The sequence below is a fragment of the Pseudomonas lactis genome (assembly GCF_001439845.1).
In the GTDB taxonomy this organism is placed as follows: Bacteria; Pseudomonadota; Gammaproteobacteria; order Pseudomonadales; family Pseudomonadaceae; genus Aquipseudomonas; species Aquipseudomonas lactis.
The window spans coordinates 236,869-252,270 of the sequence record NZ_JYLO01000008.1 but is presented as its reverse complement, the minus strand read 5'-3'; the positions used below and the strand labels follow the sequence as shown (position 1 = coordinate 252,270).

At 56.8% G+C, this 15,402-nt stretch carries 12 protein-coding genes; 5 read left to right on the top strand and 7 right to left on the bottom strand.

The window, feature by feature from the left end; all coding sequences use genetic code 11:
- Positions 1-196 precede the first annotated feature (196 nt).
- From gyrB to dnaA, 4 genes are read right to left on the bottom strand one after another with little or no spacing between them, the layout of a single operon-like run.
- Positions 197-2,614, bottom strand: coding sequence for a DNA topoisomerase (ATP-hydrolyzing) subunit B (gene gyrB / locus TX24_RS15450; protein ID WP_003187253.1), 2,418 nt, complete (start codon positions 2,612-2,614; stop codon positions 197-199).
- Between the two features lie 4 nt (positions 2,615-2,618).
- On the bottom strand, positions 2,619-3,722 hold the full coding sequence (recF, locus tag TX24_RS15445; protein ID WP_003187251.1) for a DNA replication/repair protein RecF: 1,104 nt from the start codon (positions 3,720-3,722) through the stop codon (positions 2,619-2,621).
- A 20-nt stretch (positions 3,723-3,742) separates the two neighbouring features.
- Positions 3,743-4,846 (bottom strand): DNA polymerase III subunit beta, encoded by a 1,104-nt coding sequence (gene dnaN, locus TX24_RS15440; RefSeq protein ID WP_003187250.1) that lies wholly within the window; start codon positions 4,844-4,846, stop codon positions 3,743-3,745.
- Positions 4,847-4,884: 38 nt separating this feature from the next.
- Entirely contained in the window at positions 4,885-6,402 is a 1,518-nt protein-coding gene (gene dnaA, locus TX24_RS15435; protein ID WP_003187249.1) for a chromosomal replication initiator protein DnaA, read from the bottom strand.
- A gap of 585 nt (positions 6,403-6,987) precedes the next feature.
- Between dnaA and rpmH the strand changes: the two genes are divergently transcribed.
- The 5 genes from rpmH (at position 6,988) to mnmE (ending at position 10,916) form a co-directional block, all read left to right on the top strand.
- Entirely contained in the window at positions 6,988-7,122 is a 135-nt protein-coding gene (gene rpmH, locus TX24_RS30885; RefSeq protein ID WP_003213577.1) for a 50S ribosomal protein L34, read from the top strand.
- A 13-nt stretch (positions 7,123-7,135) separates the two neighbouring features.
- Positions 7,136-7,543, top strand: a complete 408-nt coding sequence (rnpA, locus tag TX24_RS30880; RefSeq protein ID WP_020302575.1) for a ribonuclease P protein component — start codon at positions 7,136-7,138, stop codon at positions 7,541-7,543.
- Complete coding sequence (gene yidD, locus TX24_RS30875) at positions 7,536-7,781, top strand: membrane protein insertion efficiency factor YidD (RefSeq protein WP_019816912.1); 246 nt, start codon at positions 7,536-7,538, stop codon at positions 7,779-7,781. Before rnpA ends, yidD begins: the two co-directional genes overlap by 8 nt.
- Before the next feature lie 2 nt (positions 7,782-7,783).
- Positions 7,784-9,466: a membrane protein insertase YidC gene (yidC, locus tag TX24_RS15425; RefSeq protein ID WP_003195904.1), complete on the top strand. Its 1,683-nt coding sequence runs from the start codon at positions 7,784-7,786 to the stop codon at positions 9,464-9,466.
- Positions 9,467-9,545: 79 nt separating this feature from the next.
- Positions 9,546-10,916 (top strand): tRNA uridine-5-carboxymethylaminomethyl(34) synthesis GTPase MnmE, encoded by a 1,371-nt coding sequence (gene mnmE, locus TX24_RS15420; protein ID WP_014720595.1) that lies wholly within the window; start codon positions 9,546-9,548, stop codon positions 10,914-10,916.
- Positions 10,917-10,934: 18 nt separating this feature from the next.
- On the opposite strand, the gene TX24_RS15415 is transcribed toward mnmE, so the two are convergent.
- From TX24_RS15415 to TX24_RS15405, 3 genes are all read right to left on the bottom strand, one after another.
- Positions 10,935-13,325: a TonB-dependent siderophore receptor gene (locus TX24_RS15415; RefSeq protein ID WP_169878762.1), complete on the bottom strand. Its 2,391-nt coding sequence runs from the start codon at positions 13,323-13,325 to the stop codon at positions 10,935-10,937.
- Between the two features lie 136 nt (positions 13,326-13,461).
- Positions 13,462-14,406, bottom strand: a complete 945-nt coding sequence (locus tag TX24_RS15410; protein ID WP_057710635.1) for a FecR domain-containing protein — start codon at positions 14,404-14,406, stop codon at positions 13,462-13,464.
- Entirely contained in the window at positions 14,406-14,912 is a 507-nt protein-coding gene (locus TX24_RS15405) for a sigma-70 family RNA polymerase sigma factor (protein WP_057710634.1), read from the bottom strand. Before TX24_RS15405 ends, TX24_RS15410 begins: the two co-directional genes overlap by 1 nt.
- Positions 14,913-15,402: the final 490 nt, after the last annotated feature.

The window sequence follows — 15,402 nt, the reverse complement described above, 5'->3', positions numbered from 1 at the left end:
CCATCAAATCACTTCCTCAAATCCCCCCATCTGCATCATTTTCCAATGAGCGGAGTAGGGCGCCCCGGCAGGAATTCCAGGCAAAAAAAAGCCCGCGAAGGCGGGCTTGATGGTGACCGACAGGGGCCATGGTTGAAGCCCGGCCGGTCATCTATTTGTGAAAGCGTGCAGCTTTTCTGTGAACCTACATACCTGATCAGAAGTCCAGGTTAGACACCGCCAAAGCATTGCTCTCGATGAAGTCACGACGAGGCTCGACCGCATCACCCATCAGGGTGTTGAAGATCTGGTCTGCGCCAATGGCGTCTTCGATGGTCACGCGCAGCATGCGGCGCTGAGCAGGGTCCATGGTAGTTTCCCACAGCTGATCCGGGTTCATCTCGCCCAGACCTTTATAGCGCTGGATGGTATGACGCTTGGTGCTTTCCGCCATCAACCAGTCCAAGGCTTCTTTGAACTCCTTGACCTGCTTCTTGCGTTCGCCACGCTGGATGTAGGCACCGTCGTCCAGCAGGGTGCTCAGTTGCGCGCCGAGGGTGACTACGGTCTTGTAGTCGTTGCTGCCGAAGAAGTCGCGGTTGAAGGTGACGTAGTTCGACAGGCCATGGGAGATCAGTTCGACCTCTGGCAGCCATACGTTACGTTCGCGGTCTTCACGCAGGCTAGCTTTGTACACCAGGCCAGACTTCTCCACAGTACGCAGGCGCACTTCGTATTGGGCCAGCCAATCCTGCATGGCGGCGTGGTCGCCCAACTGCTCCAGGCTTACGGCCGGCAGGTAGATGAAGTGCTCGGTCAGCTCCTGAGGGTACAGGCGCGACAAACGCTTGAGCGTCTTCATGACCATGCGGAAGTCGTTGACCAGTCGCTCCAGCGACTCACCGGAGATACCCGGCGCTTCGTCATTCAAGTGTAGGCTGGCATCTTCCAGAGCCGACTGCGTCATGTACTCTTCCATGGCGTCGTCGTCTTTGATGTATTGCTCTTGCTTGCCCTTTTTCACTTTGTACAACGGCGGCTGAGCGATGTAGATGTAGCCACGCTCGATCAGCTCCGGCAACTGACGGAAGAAGAAGGTCAGCAGCAGGGTACGGATGTGCGAACCGTCGACGTCAGCATCGGTCATGATGATGATGTTGTGGTAGCGCAGCTTGTCGATGTTGTACTCGTCGCGGCCAATACCGCAGCCCAACGCTGTGATCAAGGTGCCGACTTCCTGGGAGGAAATCATCTTGTCGAAGCGGGCCTTCTCGACGTTGAGGATCTTACCTTTCAACGGCAGGATGGCCTGGGTGCGACGGTTACGACCCTGCTTGGCGGAACCGCCAGCAGAGTCACCTTCCACCAGGTACAGTTCGGAGAGGGCAGGGTCCTTCTCTTGGCAGTCAGCGAGTTTGCCTGGCAGGCCGGCGATATCCAGCGCGCCTTTACGGCGGGTCATCTCACGGGCCTTACGCGCGGCTTCACGGGCGCGGGCAGCATCGATCATCTTGCCGACGACCAGCTTGGCTTCGTTCGGGTTTTCCAACAGGAAGTCGGAGAAGTACTTACCCATTTCCTGTTCAACCGCAGTCTTCACTTCGGAAGACACCAGCTTGTCTTTGGTCTGGGAGCTGAACTTCGGATCCGGTACCTTGACCGAGATGATCGCCGTCAGGCCTTCACGGGCATCGTCACCGGTGGTGGCGACTTTATGTTTCTTCGCCAAACCTTCCGCTTCGATGTAGGTGTTCAGGTTACGCGTCAGCGCGGAACGGAAACCCACCAAGTGGGTACCGCCATCGCGTTGTGGAATGTTGTTGGTGAAGCACAACAGGTTCTCGTTGAAGCTGTCGTTCCACTGCAGGGCGATTTCCACGCCGATGCCGTCTTCACGCTGGATGTTGAAGTGGAACACCTGGTTGACCGCAGTCTTGTTGGTGTTCAGGTATTCAACGAACGCACGCAGGCCACCTTCGTACTTGAACAGCTCTTCCTTGCCGCTGCGCTCATCCTTGAGGACGATGCCGACACCGGAGTTAAGGAAAGACAGTTCACGAATCCGCTTGGCCAGGATGTCCCAGCTGAAGTGGATGTTCTTGAAAGTTTCTTCCGATGGCTTGAAGTGGATCTGGGTACCGGTGGTCTCACTGTCGCCGACGATTTTCATCGGTTCCTGTGGTACGCCGTGGACGTAGGTCTGCTCCCAAATCTTGCCGCTACGGCGGACAGTCAGGATCAGTTCTTCGGACAGGGCGTTCACTACCGACACACCTACACCGTGCAAACCACCGGATACTTTATAGGAGTTGTCGTCGAACTTACCGCCGGCGTGGAGCACGGTCATGATGACCTCTGCCGCCGAAACGCCTTCTTCTTTGTGCACGTCTACCGGGATGCCACGACCGTTGTCACGCACGGTAATGGACTCATCCGGGTGGATAATAATGCTGATGTCGTCGCAGTGACCGGCCAGAGCTTCGTCGATGGAGTTATCGACCACCTCGAACACCATGTGGTGCAGACCGCTACCATCATCGGTGTCGCCAATGTACATACCGGGACGTTTGCGTACGGCATCCAAACCTTTCAGCACTTTAATGCTGGTCGAGTCGTACGTGTTTTCTTCGCTCATGCCTTCACTCCCGATGGTCGTGGGTCTGGGTGATACGGCCTTGTTCCACGTGGAACAAAGCGACTGGCGTTTCCGTCTGCCAGCCTTCCCTCAATAATTCGTGGTCTACACAGGTAATAAACACCTGGCAGCGTAAGTCTTCCAACAAGCGGCATAGCGAGCGGCGGTGCTGCTCGTCGAGCTCCGACGGCAAGTCATCCACCAAATAAATACACTGACCGCGTCGAGCCTGGCTAACCAAATGGCCCTGCGCGATACGCAACGCACAGACCACCAACTTCTGCTGGCCGCGGGACAAGATGTCCGCCGCATTGTGTGCACCTAATCTAAGGCGCAAATCAGCGCGTTGGGGTCCGGCCTGGGTGTGGCCGATTTGCTGATCCCGTTGCAAGGACGTTGCGAGCACTGCACTCAGCTCACGTTCTTTGTCCCAACCCCGGTAATAACTCAGCGTCAGCCCCTCGAGGTCCAACAACTCGCTCAAGGTCTGCTCAAAGACTGGTTTCAAGGCTTTGATATAGGCACGGCGGTATTCATCTATTTCGTCGCTGGCCAGGCACAGTTCACGGTCCCAGGCTGCTTGCGAAGCGGCGTCAAGTGTACCATGCCGCAGCCATGAGTTCCGCTGCCGCAGGGCCTTCTGCAGGCGCTGCCAAGTGGCCATGAAGCGTGGTTCCACGTGGAACACGCCCCAGTCGAGGAATTGCCGACGGATTTTCGGGGCACCCTCCAATAATCGAAAGCTGTCGGGGTTGATCAGCTGCAACGGCAGGATCTCAGCCAGCTGCGCTGCGCTGCGCGCATTTTGCCCGTCGATTCGGATCTGAAATTCCCCACCGCGATCACGCGATATCCCCAGGCTGCTATGACCGCCCTCAGCCAATTCCACTTGGCCAAATACGGTGCAGGCCAACTGTTCGTACTGAATCACGGGTAGCAAGCGCGCACTGCGGAAAGAACGCGCAAGCCCCAGCAGGTGGATGGCTTCCAGCACGCTGGTTTTGCCACTGCCGTTGGCGCCATGGAGGATGTTGATGCGGGGGGAAGGGGAGAAGGTCACCGGGTGCAGATTGCGCACCGCGGTGACCGAGACGCGACTAAGGGACATCTAGCTTCTGCTGAGCATGATTACAGGCGCATCGGCATGACAACGTAAGCCGAGTCGTCGTTGTCGGATTCTTGTACCAGGGCGCTGCTGTTGGAGTCCGAAAGAATCAGACGAACCTGTTCGGTGGTCATCACCCCCAGCACGTCCAACAGGTAGCTCACGTTAAAACCGATTTCCAGCGAAGCGCCGTTGTAGTCGACACCCACTTCTTCTTCTGCCTCTTCCTGTTCCGGGTTGTTGGCCTGGATTTTCAGTTGGCCGTTGGCCAGCTGCAGGCGAATACCGCGGTACTTTTCGTTGGACAGAATCGCCGTACGGCTGAAGGCTTCACGCAGAGCCTGACGATCACCGACCACCAACTTGTCGCCACCTTTAGGCAACACACGCTCGTAGTCCGGGAACTTGCCGTCTACCAACTTGGAGGTGAAGGTGAACTCACCGGTGGTGGCGCGAATGTGGTGCTGGCCCAACACGATGCTGACGTTACCGTCCGGCTCGGTGAGCAAGCGCGCCAGTTCAAGGATACCTTTGCGTGGAACGATCACTTGGTGACGATCCGGCTGACCGATATCGGCACGCATCGAGCACATCGCCAGGCGGTGACCGTCGGTGGCCACGGCGCGGATGATGCCTTCCGAGACTTCCAGCAGCATACCGTTGAGGTAGTAACGCACATCCTGCTGGGCCATGGCGAAGCTGGTGCGCTCGATCAGGCGACGCAGCTTGCTTTGCTCCAGGCTGCACGTCAGCGAGCCCGGGCCTTCTTCCACGGTAGGGAAATCATTGGCCGGCAAGGTCGACAGGGTGAAACGGCTGCGACCGGCCTTGACCACCAACTTCTGCTCATCCACCTTGATGTCGATCAGCGCATCGTTGGGCAGGCTTTTGCAGATATCCATCAGTTTGCGCGCCGGCACGGTGATCTCGCCCGGTTCGGCGGGCTCTTCGAGCTGGACGCGACCCACCAGTTCGACTTCTAGGTCGGTACCGGTCAAGGACAACTGTTGCCCCTCGACCACCAGTAATACGTTGGAAAGCACCGGCAAGGTCTGTCGGCGCTCGACGACGCCTGCGACCAGTTGCAGGGGTTTCAACAGGGCTTCGCGTTGAATGGTGAAATGCATGGTCTAGTCCCTTGCCTTAATAAGCTGCGCTGGTGTCATCACGTAGTCAGTGTACGCAGCAGGTTCTTGTAGTCCTCGCGAATATCCGCGTCGGATTCCTTAAGTTCATTGATCTTGCGGCATGCGTGCAAGACCGTGGTGTGGTCGCGTCCGCCAAACACATCACCGATTTCGGGCAGGCTGTGGTTGGTCAACTCCTTGGAGAGGGCCATGGCAACCTGGCGTGGACGTGCAACCGAGCGCGAACGGCGCTTGGACAGCAGGTCGGAAATCTTGATCTTGTAGTACTCGGCCACGGTGCGCTGGATGTTATCCACACTCACCAGCTTGTCCTGCAAGGCCAGCAAGTCTTTCAAGGACTCGCGAATCAGCTCGATGGTGATATCGCGGCCCATGAAGTGCGAGTGAGCGATGACCCGCTTGAGCGCGCCTTCCAGCTCACGCACGTTGGAACGGATGCGTTGGGCGATGAAGAACGCAGCATCGTGCGGCAGATCGACTTTAGCCTGATCGGCCTTCTTCATCAGGATCGCAACGCGGGTTTCCAGCTCCGGTGGCTCGACTGCAACGGTCAGGCCCCAGCCGAAACGCGACTTCAGACGTTCTTCCAGGCCTTCGATTTCCTTCGGGTAACGGTCACTGGTCAAGATGACCTGCTGACCACCTTCGAGCAGCGCGTTGAAGGTGTGGAAGAACTCTTCCTGGGAACGTTCCTTGCGTGCGAAAAACTGAATGTCATCGATCAGCAAGGCATCAACGGAGCGGTAGAAACGCTTGAACTCGTTGATTGCGTTGAGCTGCAAGGCCTTGACCATGTCGGCCACAAAGCGCTCCGAATGCAGGTAAACCACCTTGGCATTCGGGTTCTTCTTTAATAAGTGATTACCGACGGCGTGCATCAAGTGCGTCTTACCCAAACCTACGCCGCCATAAAGGAAGAGCGGGTTGTAACCATGCTTGGGGTTATCGGCGACCTGCCAGGCGGCCGCTCGGGCCAGCTGGTTGGACTTGCCTTCGACGAAGTTTTCGAAGGTAAACGTGCGGTTCAGGTAACTGGTGTGCTTGAGCGCGCCTTCTACCTGCACAGTGCGTTGCTCGGAGCGCACAGGCGCCTGCTGGGAGCTGGCACCGGCCATCGGGTCGAAGCTGTCGCGGGACGGCTCCTCATTCTCCGGCGCATTTTTGCGCGACGAAGGTTTGGACGGCGCAGATGTCGGTGCAGGTGCAGCGGCGACAGGCGCCACTGCAGCTTGGGCTTGCGACGCGGCGGCGGCCAATGGCGCATTTGGCGCGGCGCGGGGAGCTGAGCTGCGCTTGCTGCCTATTAATAAGGAGAGAGCAGGCGCCAGACCGTTGCCATGTTCGTCGAGCAATTCGAGAACGCGGCCCAGGTACTTCTCGTTGACCCAGTCGAGGACAAAACGATTGGGCGCATAGACACGCAACTCGTCGCCTTCGGCTTCGACCTGTAGCGGACGGATCCAGGTGTTGAATTGCTGGGCAGGCAGCTCATCGCGCAAAAGCTCCACGCACTGCTGCCAAAGTTCCACTGACACGGATATCCCCTAAGTTGAAAGCCGGTGAGGCAAAAACAGCCGCCATTGTAGCGGCCAGCCGTCCACTTATCCACATGTAGGTTGCTCACAGGACACCCAAAATCAATGCCTTAACCGTAAAAAATGCGACCAGTGGTCTGTGCATAAGCTCTGTGGATAAACCCACCTAAGCTCATTGTACAAGTGGGGTCGAAAGTCTGTGGGTAACCGACCTGTGGATAACTAGCTGTTCCACACACAGCTTATCCGATAGCGCAGCACAGGCAGAGCACCGCTTCTCCCCCGTGTTGTCATTCTCTGTACAACCCGTAGAACAAGGGCTAAAGGTAGTTATCCACAGATCATCACGCCTCTAGCTTTTATAAGCTTTACAGAAAAGCTTTAAATAACTTCCTTCTTTATTTTTATATCTATGGCATGTCAGATGGAAGCCAAACGGGGAGAAGGGCGTCAGGACCCCGTGGACATCTAATTAAAGGAAAAGCTGGTTGGAAATTGACCTAGAGGCTTGCTTTCTCTAGAATCGCCGGTCTCTTAAAACGGGGGCCATTCCGGCCCGTTGTGGACGAACCAGGTAACAACGCCATGAAACGTACTTTCCAACCAAGCACCATCAAACGCGCCCGTACTCACGGCTTCCGTGCTCGCATGGCTACCAAGAACGGCCGTGCTGTCCTGTCGCGTCGCCGCGCCAAAGGTCGTGCGCGTCTGGCAGTTTGATAATCCGGTACTGGTGGTGAGTCAGGACTTCAGTCGGGAAAAGCGTCTGCTAACCCCCCGGCATTTCAAGGCAGTCTTTGACTCCCCCACCGGCAAGGTTCCGGGGAAAAATCTCCTGCTCCTTGCGCGTAACAACGATCTTGATCACCCCCGTCTCGGGTTGGTGATCGGCAAGAAGAGCGTAAAGCTCTCCGTTGAGCGCAATCGCCTCAAGCGTCTGATGCGCGAATCGTTTCGCCTCCACCAGGACACTCTGGTTGGTTGGGATATTGTTATCGTCGCGCGCAAAGGCTTGGGTGATGTAGAAAACCCCGAATTGATTCAGCATTTCGGCAAGCTCTGGAAACGTTTGGCGCGTACCCACAAGCCAGCACCAGCAGTCAGCACCGAAACTGTAGGGGTAGACAGCCTTGATGCGTAAACTGGCAATCGTTCCGATCCAGTTTTATCGCTATGCCATTAGTCCTCTGATGGCCAGCCACTGTCGTTTCTACCCCAGTTGTTCCTGCTACGCGTTAGAGGCCATAGAAAATCATGGTCTTCTGCGCGGTGGCTGGCTGACCTTTCGTCGTTTAGGTCGCTGTCATCCGTGGAATCCCGGTGGTTATGACCCGGTTCCACCTATCCCTACCTCCCGTTCTTCTTCGATGGCCGAGTAATCATGGATATTAAACGCACAATCCTGATCGTCGCCCTGGCAATCGTGTCCTATGTCATGGTCCTTAAATGGAACCAGGACTACGGTCAGGCTGCCCTGCCGACTCAGAATGTTGCTACCAATCAGGCTGCGCCGGCTATTCCGGACACCCCGCTGGGTAACAATGCGTCCGCGAGTGCCGATGTTCCCAGCGCGAATGGCGAGACAAGTGCCCCGTTAGAAACGCCAGTGGTCACCAACAAAGACCTCATCCACGTAAAAACGGATGTGCTCGACCTGGCTATCGACCCACAGGGTGGTGATATCGCACAGCTGAAGCTGCCGCTTTATCCACGTCGCCAAGACCATCCGGATGTGCCGTTCCAACTGTTCGATAACGGCGGTGAACGTACTTATCTGGCGCAAAGCGGCCTGACCGGCACCAATGGTCCGGATGCACGTGCTACCGGTCGTCCGGTTTATTCGACCGAACAGAAGACTTATCAACTGGCAGACGGCCAGAACCAGTTGAACGTCGACCTGAAATTCAGCCTCGACGGCGTCAACTACATCAAGCGTTTCAGCTTTACCCGCGGTTTGTACGACTTGAAGGTCACTTACCTGATCGACAACACCAGCGACAAAGCCTGGAGCGGCAACCTGTTTGCCCAGCTCAAGCGTGACGCCAGCTCCGATCCGTCTTCCAGCACCGCCACCGGTACCGCGACTTACCTGGGCGCTGCCCTGTGGACAAGTAACGAGCCGTACAAAAAAGTGTCGATGAAAGATATCGACAAGGGCACGCTGAAAGAAACCGTCCAAGGTGGCTGGGTAGCGTGGCTGCAGCACTATTTCGTGACCGCCTGGATCCCGAACAAGGGGGATGCGAACCTGGTTCAAACCCGCAAGGACAGCCAGGGCAACTACATCATTGGCTTCACTGGCCCGGCGTTGACTGTCGCTCCAGGTGCCAAGGCTGAAACCAGCGCTACCCTGTACGCCGGCCCTAAAAGCCAGGCCGTATTGAAAGAGTTGTCCCCAGGTCTGGAACTGACTGTGGATTACGGCTTCCTGTGGTTCATTGCCCAGCCGATCTTCTGGCTGTTGCAACATATCCACAGCATCGTCGGTAACTGGGGCTGGTCGATCATCTTCCTGACCATGCTGATCAAAGGGCTTTTCTTCCCTCTGTCGGCAGCCAGCTACAAATCGATGGCGCGTATGCGTGCCGTGGCCCCGAAACTGGCCGCGCTGAAAGAACAACATGGTGATGACCGGCAGAAAATGTCGCAGGCCATGATGGAGCTGTACAAGAAAGAGAAGATCAACCCGCTGGGTGGATGCTTGCCGATTCTGGTACAGATGCCGGTGTTCCTGTCGCTGTACTGGGTACTCCTGGAAAGCGTGGAAATGCGCCAAGCTCCGTTCATGCTGTGGATAACTGACCTGTCGATCAAAGACCCGTTCTTTATCCTGCCGATCATCATGGGCGCGACCATGTTCATCCAGCAGCGTCTGAACCCAACCCCGCCGGATCCGATGCAGGCCAAGGTAATGAAAATGATGCCAATCATCTTCACCTTCTTCTTCCTGTGGTTCCCTGCTGGCTTGGTACTGTACTGGGTGGTCAACAACGTGTTGTCGATCTCTCAACAGTGGTACATCACACGTAAAATCGAAGCGGCTACCCAAAAAGCCGAGGCGTAATTTACTCTGTGGATAACCACTCAAGACGCCCCCTAGTGGGGCGTTTTGCTTTCCGTCACTTTTGTTCTGGAACCTGCTGATGAGCGCTCCTCGTGAAACCATCGCTGCTGTCGCCACCGCTCAAGGTCGAGGCGGCGTCGGTATCGTTCGAATTTCCGGGCCGTTGGCGGGCGTGGCAGCCAAGGCTATCAGCGGCCGGGAGCTGAAACCCCGTTATGCCCATTACGGCCAGTTCCTGGATGCCGACCACAGCGTATTGGACGAGGGGCTGGCCATCTATTTTCCAGGGCCAAACTCGTTCACCGGTGAAGATGTCCTTGAATTACAAGGGCACGGTGGGCCTGTGGTGTTGGATATGCTGCTGCAGCGCTGCTTGCAATTGGGTTGCCGCCTTGCCAGACCAGGGGAATTCAGCGAACGCGCATTCTTGAACGATAAGCTCGACCTGGCCCAGGCCGAAGCCATCGCCGATTTGATCGAAGCCAGTTCTGCACAGGCTGCACGTAACGCATTGCGTTCATTGCAGGGGGCTTTTTCCCTGCGTGTGCATAACTTGACCGAGCAACTGATCAGCCTGCGCATCTACGTCGAAGCCGCGATTGATTTTCCGGAAGAAGAAATCGACTTCCTGGCGGATGGCCACGTATTGGCGATGCTGGATAAAGTCCGCGATGAGTTATCCACAGTGCTGCGCGAAGCCGGGCAGGGCGCCTTGCTGCGCGATGGAATGACGGTGGTGATTGCCGGCCGACCAAATGCCGGCAAATCAAGCCTGCTCAATGCTCTGGCAGGGCGCGAGGCGGCCATCGTCACCGAGATCGCCGGCACTACCCGGGATATCTTGCGCGAGCATATCCACATCGACGGTATGCCGCTGCACGTGGTGGACACCGCTGGTTTACGCGATACCGACGACCAGGTGGAAAAGATCGGCGTGGAACGTGCGCTCAAGGCGATCAGCGAAGCCGATCGTGTGTTGCTGGTGGTGGATGCCACTGCGCCGGAAGCTGTGGATCCTTTTGCCTTGTGGCCCGAATTCCTTGAACAACGGCCAGACCCAGCCAAAGTCACCTTGATCCGTAACAAGGCCGACCTTACGGGGGAAGCCATCGCCCTGGAAACCAGTGAAGATGGCCACGTCACGATCAGCTTGAGCGCGAAATCGGCCGGTGAGGGTCTGGAGTTGCTGCGCGAGCACCTTAAAGCCTGCATGGGCTACGAACAGACGTCGGAAAGCAGCTTCAGTGCGCGGCGCAGGCACCTGGAAGCGCTGCGTCATGCCAGCGCGGCCTTGGAGCACGGGCGCGCCCAGCTGACCTTGGCGGGGGCTGGGGAGCTGCTGGCTGAAGATCTGCGCCAGGCGCAGCAGCTGTTGGGTGAAATCACCGGGGCTTTCAGTTCAGATGATTTGCTCGGGCGGATTTTCTCCAGCTTCTGCATCGGCAAATAGTCGAGTTATCCACAACGACTACCAGTTATAGGACACCGTACCGAGCAAGGTACGGCTGTCGCCCCAATAGCAACGCCCTGCATCGTTGCAACCAGATACATATTCCTTGTCAAACAGGTTCTTGGCGTTCAGGTCCACCGACCAGTGTGGATTGATCTGATAACCCAGTGCCGCATCCACCAAGGTGACGCTTCCTGCATCCAGCTTGCCGTAGAGCGTCGGCGCCGTGTAGGCAAAGGTACTGTCGAAATAACGTACACCGCCGCCCAGGGAGAAACCCTTGAGTTGGCCATCCAGGAAGCGATATTTACCCCACACCGAAGCCTGGTTACGCGGCACGCCCGTCATTTGACGGCCTTCAACCAGCGACGTGGCCGAATCCTTGGTTATCCGGGCGTCGGTGTAGGTATAGGCCGCCGTCACGTTGAAGTTGGCGCTGATGTTGCTGTTGACCTCTACTTCCACGCCCTTTGCGCGACTTTCACCGACTTGGCGATAGCTGTTGGTGGTGGCATCCAGGTAGGTATCGTCCTGCTTGCGCAGGTCATACACCGACACGGTCATCGCCGTATCCCAGCCGATCGGTTCGTACTTAATGCCCAATTCGTATTGGCTGCTGGTGATCGGTTTCAACGGCGAGCCGGCGTTGGAGATCTGCTGCACGGGGACAAAGGCGGTGGAATAGCTGACATACGGCGTCAGGCCGTTGTCGAACTGGTACATCACCCCGCCCTGGTAAGTGAATTTACGATCCTGTGAGTTGATATTGCTCGATGGCTGGACCTTGTCGCGGTAGTCGCTGTCGACCCAGTCCTGGCGGCCGCCGAGCAGAAAGAGCCAATGGTCGTATTTGCTCTGGACCTGTGCATAAACGCCTTTCATCTGCTGTTCAAGCAAGGTGTTTTGCACTGCCAGTGGAGTGAGCGGGTCGCGCAGGTACACCGGGTTATACACATCGATGGTGCCGGCGAAACCCGCATCCCAGTCTTGATTGAACGAGGTTCGGTCATAGCTGGCGCCCAATAGCACCGTGTTTTCCAGGCCGCCCACCTGGAACTTGCCTTCGAGCTGGTTATCCAGGGAATAGACCATCGATTTGTTGTAGCGGTCGTAGGCGTTCATGTTCAGCCGGGTGCCGAAGCCGCCGTTATTGAGTGTGCCTGGCCAGGTTTCATGCCGGTTGATGCGTGACTGCATATAGCGAGAGTTCTGACGGAACTGCCAATCATCATTGAAGCTGTGGCTGAACTCATAGCCGGCGCTCGACGCTTGGCGTTCAAAGGTGTTCCAGTCCGGGTTGCCCAGCAGGGTGTGTTTGGACAGCTTGCCGTTGGGATTTGTAAGCAGCGTGCCGGCTGCGGGTAGGCCAAGTTCCAGGTTGGTATGGTCTTTCTGGTAGTTGGCCAGCAGCGTCAGGGTGTTGTAGTCGTCGAAGTTCAGGGTCAGGGATGGCGCGATATACAGACGATCGTCGGGGACGTGATCGGTCTGGGTGTCGGATTTACGCCCCAGCATCACCACTCGGCCCAGGATATTGTCACTGTCGTTGAGCGGGCCCGAGATATCCACACCCAGCTGGCGTCGATCATTCGAACCATAACTCACCTGCACCTCGCCTTGCGGGGTTGCAGTCGGATGTTTACTCACCAGGTTAACCAGGCCGCCGGGTGCGTTTTCACCATAGAGCAAGGAAGAAGGGCCACGGAAAATCTCGACCCGTTCCAGGCCGTAGGGTTCGCTGGTGGTGTCGTATCGATTGCCTTGCACCCGCAGGCCATCTCGCAGCAGGCCGTAGCCGTAATCCGTAGCATTGAAACCGCGAATGAAAAACAGATCGCCTGCCAAGCCGTCGCCGGCCGCGAACGGTGGGGCGAAGATCCCCGGTACGTAGCCCAACACTTCTGTCAGGGTTTGGGACTTCTGGTCCTTGATACGCCGGCCAGTGACAACGGACACCGAACGCGGAGTCTCGGACAGCGGTGTGCTGGTCTTAGTGCCGATGCGGCTGTTCTGCGCCTTGTAGCCTACATCCCCGCCGATCTCTTGATTGAAACCGCCCTGTTGATAAGCGCTCACGGTGGTAGGGGCCAAGGTCAGTTGGCCAGCAGGTGCCGGCTGTAATACATAGCTGTTGGGAGCCTGTACGACCGCCTGCAGGTCCGAGTTCTGCAGCAGCAGCGCAAAGCCCTGGTCCACCGAGTAATCACCTTGCAGCCCTGGCGAATTCAAACGCGCGGTTTGCTGGGGGGAGAAGGACAGAATCACATTGGCCCTGGCGGCAAACTGGCTCAAGGCCTTGTCCAGCGGGCCAGCGGCAATTGCAAAGTGTTGCGTTGCGCTGGCGGCCATGACGGCGGTGGATAACAACACACCGGTCGTCGCGGTGATGAGCTGCAGACCGTAGGTCATGCCATGGCAGGAAAGTCGTTTGCGGAGCGGGGCGGGAAGGCGCATAGGTGAGTAAGCCCTGAAGGTAGCGTCGTGATTACCTGTAGGGCCGCGCCAGGTCAAAAAAAGATAACCCCTCTGTGGATTATTTTTTCGGTCAGCCGATTCGGGTGACCGACACCCAATAGCGCGTAAAGTATTTCACTTGAATCGGCAGGCTCGCTTGCAGGTTGGCCAGGACGGCATCGGTTGAGTCCAGACGGAAGGTACCGGAAACACGCAGGCCCGCAGACGCTTGGTCACAGTGCAACACACCCGGCCTATAGCGCGCCAACTCATCGATAACCTCTCCCAGCCGAGCATCGAGTACGATCAGTTGGCCATCTACCCAGGCTGCCTGTACACCGCCATACCCCTGGGTAAGGCGCACATCGTGCCGATCAAACTCTGCGCTCTCACCCGCGCCAATAATTCGGTGAAGTTCGGGTTGGTCGCCGGGAGATACCTCCACCCGTTCTTCCAAGACGCCTACCCGCGTGGCGTCCGGCAGTTGGCGCACAGTAAAACGGGTGCCCAGCGCCTGGACCCGGCCTTGGCGAGTCTCTACATAAAACGGTAAGTGCCCACCCCGTTTGCCGGTGTGGATAAGTACTTCACCCTCGCGCAGACGAATCAACCGTTGGCGCCCGTCAAATGCCACATCGATAGCGGTATGAGTATTGAGATTGATCTGCGTGCCATCCGCCAGCTCGATGCGTCGCCTCTGGCCCACCGACGTGCGGTAATCAGCCCATGCGTTACCCAGCGACGTATGTTGCTGGACGTTCCAGCCCAGATAGCCACTGCCGCCGAGCACCAGCATCCACTTGAGTACCTGGCGCCGCTGTTGCGTGGCGGATAACGCGCGGCGCGTGAGGTCAGGGGGCAGGCCACCGAGGCTGCGTTGCAGCTGCTCCATCTGGTTCCAGGCCGCCTGGTGGGACGGGTCACGATTAAGCCATTGCTGCCAGGCTTGATGTTGTGCCGGCGTCGGTGGTTGCGACTGGAATTGCACATACCAACTGGCAGCGGCCTCGAACGTCTTGCGGTCGGGGTTGGTCATTACCGGCTGGCCATGATCAGGGAGCACTCGGTAAGGGCACGGATCATGTGTTTCTTCACCGTGGTCAGTGATACCTGCAGTTGATCGGCGATCTGTTGATAAGTCAGCCCTTCAATCTGTGCCAGCATGAAAATTCGGCGGGCCCGCTCACCCAGCCCAGACAGCGCTTTATCCACAGCCACCAGCGTTTCGATGATGATTGCCTTGTCTTCCTCACTGATAGCCGTGGCTTCAGGACGCTCTGCCAGGGTTTGCCTGTAGGCCTGTTCGATGGCATGCCGGCGATAGCGGTCGATCACCAGGCCCCTGGCGATGGTCGCCAGATAGTCCCGTGGTTCAAGGATCTGCGCTGCGTGACGTCCACCGAGCATGCGCACGAACGTATCGTGGGCCACATCGGCTGCATCGCTGGCGTTATGCAATTTTCCCTTGAGCCACCCGCGCAGCCACGAATGATGTTGCTCATAGATGTGCTGGACCGCTGCGGTATGGGAAGAGGGAGGCATAGGCGCGACAAGGTGGGTTAATGATAATCGCTATTATTAACTGGCCCAGTGTTTTCCCACAATAGATCTCTTTTTGTCCTACTCAGGATTAATTCCTAGCTTTGCCGTGGACGAAATCTGGCGTTTCTGTGGATTAAGCCCTGTGAATAACCGCTCCTGTGCCCAGTTGATAACAGGGTCTGAAACCTGAGTAAAAACCCGTCTGTGGATAACCACCAGTTTAATCCACAGGCTTAAAGCACTTATCCAAGGGCCTCATTGGCAGATGATCACAACGTTTTGAATCGCTGTACACATTGTAAATAAAGGGCTGTAGAGATCTATCCACAGAAATGGTGCTCAGTATAAATAAACATAAAAACAAAGATTTAATAAATTTCTCTCTTTTAATTTCTATTGTCTGTGATTCATCCACAGCTGGTTAAATTTTGTGCAAAGGGTTCTTTAGGAAGGGCTAAGTCCCTATACTTGCCCGCAAAGCTCTAAAACC

Excerpts from the sequence above, each read along its gene's own strand:
- gyrB (WP_003187253.1), bottom strand. The coding sequence starts at position 2,614 with ATGAGCGAAGAAAACACGTACGACTCGACCAGCATTAAAGTGCTGAAA.
- recF (WP_003187251.1), bottom strand. The coding sequence starts at position 3,722 with ATGTCCCTTAGTCGCGTCTCGGTCACCGCGGTGCGCAATCTGCACCCG.
- dnaN (WP_003187250.1), bottom strand. The coding sequence starts at position 4,846 with ATGCATTTCACCATTCAACGCGAAGCCCTGTTGAAACCCCTGCAACTG.
- rpmH (WP_003213577.1), top strand. The coding sequence starts at position 6,988 with ATGAAACGTACTTTCCAACCAAGCACCATCAAACGCGCCCGTACTCAC.
- yidD (WP_019816912.1), top strand. The coding sequence starts at position 7,536 with ATGCGTAAACTGGCAATCGTTCCGATCCAGTTTTATCGCTATGCCATT.
- yidC (WP_003195904.1), top strand. The coding sequence starts at position 7,784 with ATGGATATTAAACGCACAATCCTGATCGTCGCCCTGGCAATCGTGTCC.
- mnmE (WP_014720595.1), top strand. The coding sequence starts at position 9,546 with ATGAGCGCTCCTCGTGAAACCATCGCTGCTGTCGCCACCGCTCAAGGT.
- TX24_RS15415 (WP_169878762.1), bottom strand. The coding sequence starts at position 13,325 with ATGACCTACGGTCTGCAGCTCATCACCGCGACGACCGGTGTGTTGTTA.
- TX24_RS15410 (WP_057710635.1), bottom strand. The coding sequence starts at position 14,406 with ATGACCAACCCCGACCGCAAGACGTTCGAGGCCGCTGCCAGTTGGTAT.
- TX24_RS15405 (WP_057710634.1), bottom strand. The coding sequence starts at position 14,912 with ATGCCTCCCTCTTCCCATACCGCAGCGGTCCAGCACATCTATGAGCAA.